Source organism: Vibrio sp. 1557 (assembly GCF_033340175.1).
Classification (GTDB): Bacteria; Pseudomonadota; Gammaproteobacteria; order Enterobacterales; family Vibrionaceae; genus Vibrio; species Vibrio alginolyticus.
The window spans coordinates 1-6033 of sequence record NZ_JAWOVZ010000055.1 but is presented as its reverse complement, the minus strand read 5'-3'; the positions used below and the strand labels follow the sequence as shown (position 1 = coordinate 6033).

Annotated in this window: 6 protein-coding genes; 2 read left to right on the top strand and 4 right to left on the bottom strand. The window is 45.8% G+C overall.

The features are described from left to right. Positions 1–10: 10 nt before the first annotated feature. Positions 11–292: a hypothetical protein gene (locus R7070_RS24275; RefSeq protein ID WP_005378786.1), complete on the top strand. Its 282-nt coding sequence runs from the start codon at positions 11–13 to the stop codon at positions 290–292. Positions 293–323: 31 nt separating this feature from the next. Here the strand turns inward: R7070_RS24275 and R7070_RS24270 are convergent, their stop codons facing one another. The 4 genes from R7070_RS24270 to R7070_RS24255 form a co-directional block, all read right to left on the bottom strand. Beyond that, on the bottom strand, positions 324–779 hold the full coding sequence (locus tag R7070_RS24270; RefSeq protein ID WP_054575520.1) for a DoxX family protein: 456 nt from the start codon (positions 777–779) through the stop codon (positions 324–326). Positions 780–789: 10 nt separating this feature from the next. After that, positions 790–1548 (bottom strand): DNA-binding domain-containing protein, encoded by a 759-nt coding sequence (locus R7070_RS24265; RefSeq protein ID WP_213870896.1) that lies wholly within the window; start codon positions 1546–1548, stop codon positions 790–792. Beyond that, positions 1545–2417: a DUF692 domain-containing protein gene (locus R7070_RS24260; protein ID WP_213883939.1), complete on the bottom strand. Its 873-nt coding sequence runs from the start codon at positions 2415–2417 to the stop codon at positions 1545–1547. Before R7070_RS24260 ends, R7070_RS24265 begins: the two co-directional genes overlap by 4 nt. Positions 2418–2516: 99 nt before the next feature. Continuing rightward, on the bottom strand, positions 2517–2777 hold the full coding sequence (locus tag R7070_RS24255; RefSeq protein WP_005378779.1) for a DUF2282 domain-containing protein: 261 nt from the start codon (positions 2775–2777) through the stop codon (positions 2517–2519). A gap of 281 nt (positions 2778–3058) precedes the next feature. Between R7070_RS24255 and uvrD the strand changes: the two genes are divergently transcribed. Further along, positions 3059–5233, top strand: a complete 2175-nt coding sequence (gene uvrD, locus R7070_RS24250; RefSeq protein ID WP_005378778.1) for a DNA helicase II — start codon at positions 3059–3061, stop codon at positions 5231–5233. Positions 5234–6033: the final 800 nt, after the last annotated feature.

Sequence of the window (6033 nt, the reverse complement as noted above, 5' to 3'; positions counted from 1 at the left end):
TCAAAAAGTAATGTCGTTAACCACGTATGAAATGGCTCGTATTCTAGAGCAAATGGAAGATTCACCAGAAAAGGTGATGTTTGGCAAGTTGCTTAATGAGCTGGGTAATCAAAGCTCCGAGCGTATTCGTAGTGCGGCTAAACAAGTACCTCTGCCAATTTTGCGTGATATCGTGTACCAATTTCAGCAAGTGATTGAGTCACGCAAAGATGAACAAGTCGAGCAGATGGCAAAAGACCTCGCTCAGCAAGGTATCTCAGCAGAAGAGCTACTGGCTTACTTGAATAAATAATAAAAAATCCCCGCATGATGCGGGGATTTTTTTAGCTCGTCATTTTCTTTTTCAGGATGTGGTCCAAAGACAGCGGTCCTGGCCCCCATACGATTACGATAAGAATCATCAATCCCCAAAGTTGGTGGTCATAAAAACCTTTCTCCCACAACAGTGGGTAAGAGATCACTGCGATGATGTTGAACACAAACAGCATTGCTGCCATCGGGCGGGTAATCAATCCCAGTGCCAAGAACACCGGTAGAACCAACTCCGCAGCCGTACCTAAATAAGCCGCCAATTCCCATGGCAAGATTGGCACTTGGTATTCCAGCTCAAATAAGTACAGCGTGCTATCCCAAGATGAGATTTTGATTAGTCCTGAATTGAAGAACACCCAAGCAACCCAAAAGCGACAAAAGAGAAGTAGTAAAGGGACAAAGGCTGCTTGTAAGGTACTGATTAAATCGTCGTACCGATTCACTAAGTTTTTAACCGTATCCGTCATAGAGTGCTCCTTAGATTGATTGCAATGTAAAGCCGTCAACGATATCGAGTGCCATGATGCGATTGAGATGAGCGAGTAAAACTTCAGGTATTTCGCTCAAACTCTGTTTCTGCTCTAAACATTGCAGCAGTTGGAACACATCGGCATCGAGTGCGTGACACAAGGCTTCTCCATTGGCTTGAATCGAGATGACACCTTGCTGTAATTGGTTGATATTAAGTTGTTCGAATTGCCCAGTTTGAATCGCGCTAAATAGATCGAATACTGCGTAGTTGGAGTCAAAGTTGCGGCAGCCCTTTTTAAGGTGTAAGACTAAAGCGGGTTGTTGCTCTTCACTCACTTCGCCAAGTAACGCAAGCGGTTTTAATTCCGCTGCATTGGATTGTTCATACTGTACTTGACGAGCTAGGTCGATATGCCACTCGAAGCGTGCGACTTCAGGGCTGTAAGGTGCTTGTGCGATCACCTGACTAAACTGCATGATGGTGTCTTGAAAGCCTTCGCCATAATGCACCACATTTCCTTCTTTTAATGGGTAAGAAAGAACATGCTGGCGAGCTATCTGTTCAAAGCATTCTTCACCAAGCAGCGCTTCAACCATCGGGTAGGTCGCGGATAACACCTCGCTTAAGCTGACGATAAAGTTATTGCGGTAAATCTGCATGCGTTCATCAGCGGTAAACGTATCACTGGCAATATCGCAATCTTCACCGAGTGCTTGATAGTGTAGGGCTTTAGCAAACTGGCTTTGTAAGGTGGCTAGATTCATGATGCCTTCCTTGGTTCGCTTTGTTCACTTGGAAGTGTGCCTTGCAACAGCAGTAGCGATGCTTTCTGTGCTTCTCCTAATAAGACTTCTGGCGCGGGGATATCCAAATCCCATTCAATCAACGTATGACGTGGACCGTGTTTTTTTGTCCACTGTGAAAACAACTGCCAAACTTCATCGCTAACCGGGCGGCTATGGGTATCAATCCATATCTCACCTTTGTCGAGTTGTTTAATGGTAAAACCTGCCAAGTGAATCTCATCCACTTTGTCGGCTGGAATCGCATCTAGGTATGTGTCGCAATCAAAACCGTGGTTGAACGCCGAAACATAAACATTGTTTAAGTCGAGCAATAAACGACAGTCAGTGCGCTTTTGCACTTCGGTAAGAAACTCCCATTCGCTGATGGTCGAATGTTGAAACTTCACATAACTAGATGGGTTCTCTATCAAGATCTCGCGTTGCAAATAATTCTGCACTTCATTCACGTTACGAGTGAACACGTTGAGCGCTTCTTCCGTATACGGAAGTGGAAGCAGGTCATTAAAGTAGTGACCGCCGTTTTCACTCCAACTTAAATGGTCAGAAACAAGAATTGGGTCGATTGAGTCAATCAGTGATTTAAGTTGCGCAAGATGCTTTTGACTAACACGTTCCACCGAACCTAGCGACAAACCAATACCGTGGCAGCTAATTTGATATTGCTCGCGAAGCGTTTGTAGCTGATGGCGCTCTGTTGCATTGGGTTGGAAATAGTTTTCACTGTGGATTTCTAACCAAGACAACTCAGGCTGGGATTGGCTAAAGTAATCGAGGTGAGGGGTTCTTAATCCAACTCCAACAAGGTCGTGGAAGGTGTGGTGTTTCACGTGAAACTCCTTTTCAAATCGTGCGGGAAGAGAAGGATGCGTCTTGGCTTTGCGTTGGTTGAGCGTCAACGCATCCTCACAATAGCTAGCGATAAAAGATTATGAAGAAGAAGTGCTACCGCCAGCGAGTTTGTCACAAAGACCTTTTGGTACGACTACGAATGCGTCTTTTTGGTTATCTTCTTTAGAAGTACCAGCGCATGAGCTGCTTTTTGTTGCACAGTCGTTTTTACCTGCTTTAGAAACGCCATAGCACTTTTCTTTTTCAGCAGCGACAGCTGGAGCTGCAGTTAGCATTGTGCCACCAAGAGCTAGAAGACCAGTAACAGCAGCAGTAACAGCTAGATTCGACTTTTTCATAATAAATTCCTCTGAATGATTTCCTTTACTTTAAGTTGGCAAGATGAATCACCTGTTTTGGCGTTTTTGTTATCAACTTGCTTAACTTAAAAGATAGGAAACTGGCTAAAAAACTTTCAGAAAAATTTCTGAAGTAAATGGGTTTGCAGGGTCAAATAGGTATAACTAATTGATGTGTTGGGCAAAAAAACATCGATTTTTTTATCAAGTTTTGTCTAAACAGCACCCGGTTGTTTAGGTTATAATCGGTTTTTATGTATAAATAACCAGTAGCTCTCATCATGATGGATCCATCTCTATTACTCGACGGTTTGAACGATAAACAACGTGAAGCCGTTGCAGCACCTCTAGAAAACTTGCTCGTTCTTGCTGGCGCAGGAAGTGGTAAGACACGCGTTCTTGTTCACCGTATCGCTTGGCTGATGTCGGTCGAGCAAGCTTCTCCGTTTTCAATTATGTCGGTAACCTTTACCAATAAGGCGGCGGCAGAGATGCGTGGACGTATCGAAGAGCTAATGATGGGCAGTGCAGGCGGTATGTGGAATGGTACTTTCCACGGCATTTGTCACCGTATTCTGCGTGCACACTATCTTGATGCGAAGCTACCGGAAGATTTCCAAATCATTGACAGTGACGACCAGCAGCGTCTGCTAAAGCGTTTGATCAAAGCGCAAAACCTCGATGAGAAGCAATGGCCTGCACGCCAAGTGGCATGGTGGATTAACGGTAAGAAAGACGAAGGTCTGCGTCCGTCGCACATTGATGCGTACCATGATCCAGTGACCAAGACATATCTACAGTTGTACACCGCTTACCAAGAGGCGTGTGACCGTGCTGGTTTAGTCGATTTTGCGGAGATCTTGCTGCGCGCACATGAGCTACTGCGTGATAACAAGTTCGTTCGTGAACACTACCAAGCACGCTTTAAGCACATCTTGGTGGATGAGTTCCAAGATACCAACAACATTCAATATGCTTGGCTACGTATGATGGCGGGTCCTGAGTGTCACGTGATGATCGTAGGTGATGACGACCAGTCGATTTATGGTTGGCGTGGTGCAAAAGTCGAGAACATTGAGAAGTTTACGCTCGAATTCCCAAGCGTGAATACCATTCGTCTTGAGCAAAACTACCGTTCCACTAAGACCATTCTGGAAGCATCTAACACCCTGATTGCGAATAACACCGAGCGTATGGGTAAAGAGTTGTGGACGGATGGCGTGGTCGGTGAGCCTATCTCGGTTTACAGCGCTTACAACGAATTAGATGAAGCCCGTTTTGCGGTGAACAAAATCAAAGAGTGGCAAGACAAGGGCGGTGCTCTGAATGACGCTGCGATGCTTTACCGTAACAACGCCCAGTCGCGTGTTCTGGAAGAAGCGTTAATTCAAGCCGGTCTGCCTTATCGTATCTATGGCGGCATGCGATTCTTCGAACGTCAGGAAATCAAAGATGCCTTGAGCTACATGCGTCTGATTGCCAACCGTAACGATGATGCGGCGTTTGAACGTGTGGTGAATACGCCAACGCGTGGTTTGGGCGATAAGACGCTTGAAACCATCCGTTTTGCGGCTCGTGATCGTGGTTGCACCATGTGGGAAGCGAGTGTGGCAATGTTGGACGAGAAGGTTCTTGCTGGTCGCGCTGCTGGTGCTCTGAGCCGTTTTATCGAGCTTGTCACCGCGCTAGAAGACGACACCTTAGAGATGCCGCTGCATCACCAAACTGACCATGTGATTAAATACTCGGGCTTGTTCGCGATGTACGAGCAAGAGAAGGGCGAAAAGTCTAAGGCACGTATTGAGAACTTGGAGGAATTGGTGACCGCAACTCGCCAATTCGAGAAACCAGAAGAAGCCGAAGACATGTCACTGCTGACGGCATTCCTAACCCACGCAGCACTAGAAGCGGGCGAAGGACAAGCGGACGAATTTGAAGATGCGGTTCAGCTCATGACATTACACAGTGCGAAAGGTCTAGAGTTTCCATTGGTGTTTATGGTCGGTGTGGAAGAAGGCATGTTCCCAAGCCAAATGTCGGCAGAAGAAGCAGGGCGCTTAGAAGAAGAACGCCGTCTGTGTTACGTAGGCATGACCCGTGCGATGCAGAAACTGTACATCACTTATGCTGAAATGCGTCGTTTGTACGGTCAGGATAAATACCATAAACCGTCTCGCTTTATCCGTGAACTGCCAGAAACTTGTTTAGATGAAGTACGAATGAAGGCGCAAGTTAGCCGTCCTTCAAGCAGTGGTCGATTTAGCCAAACTGTTGTGAAAGAGAGCTTTAATGAAACCGGCTTTACGCTAGGTTCTCGTGTGATGCATCCAAAGTTTGGTGAAGGCACCATCATCAACTTCGAAGGCAGTGGTCCACAAAGCCGTGTACAGATTGCCTTTAACGGTGAAGGCATCAAATGGTTGGTAACTGCTTACGCACGACTAGAGAAACTGTAAGGCTTGACCAAAACTCATACCAATCGTAGTAAATAACTGGTCATTCTAGCTTGTTAAAATACTCGATAACTGCGTTGCAATTTTTGATTGTAGAATAACTACTTATCGAAAAATTGCGCCTTGTTCTCAAGCATTTTCCCTACGCTATTTCTGATCACTTATTTACTGTGATTGGTATCATCAACTTAAGAGCTGCTTCGGCGGCTCTTTTTGTTTGTGCAGTTTTGGTGTCGCTAACGCAGTAAAAAATGGAATGATAAATGGAGTACAAAAGCGCGACTTAACGATGCCGTTTGAAGTGAAAGGTGGGCGTTGTGGGTGAATGCCTGTTTTCAGCAGATCTACTAAGAAAAACTTTAGGCAAAGAAAAACCCCGAGGGCTTGCGCCCATCGGGGTTATAGTCTTACTCGCAGCAATCCAGCTACTAAGAGTGCTCCATGCATCTAATCCATGATAGTGTGCTGAATCCGTCAGCTTAATCCTTACGTCGCCTTCCTAGCGGTGTCCTTAATGACCTTATCCTGGTCTGCTAACTATCCTCGTTAGCTCTCATCACTTGTTCCCTGAGCGGTGTCCCTGACATCATCCTGATGTTCAAATCCTTGCCTCGTCCAGAGGTGTCCATTTCCCGTCCTTAGTAGCAACCATCCTAGTCACTATTGATTCCGTTCAATGTCCAATTTTGCAATCCATGCCCGACTATTCATCCTGAATAACCGTTTCTTCTTCCTGAAGTTCACCAAGTCCGTGGTGTTTCCTGTTCCGTGTCAGCATCCTTCCGACAGGTTTAATATTACGT

Bases quoted from the DNA above. Each gene is read 5' to 3' on its own strand.
- uvrD (WP_005378778.1), top strand. From the start codon at position 3,059: ATGATGGATCCATCTCTATTACTCGACGGTTTGAACGATAAACAACGT.
- R7070_RS24265 (WP_213870896.1), bottom strand. From the start codon at position 1,548: ATGAATCTAGCCACCTTACAAAGCCAGTTTGCTAAAGCCCTACACTAT.
- R7070_RS24255 (WP_005378779.1), bottom strand. From the start codon at position 2,777: ATGAAAAAGTCGAATCTAGCTGTTACTGCTGCTGTTACTGGTCTTCTA.
- R7070_RS24270 (WP_054575520.1), bottom strand. From the start codon at position 779: ATGACGGATACGGTTAAAAACTTAGTGAATCGGTACGACGATTTAATC.
- R7070_RS24275 (WP_005378786.1), top strand. From the start codon at position 11: ATGTCGTTAACCACGTATGAAATGGCTCGTATTCTAGAGCAAATGGAA.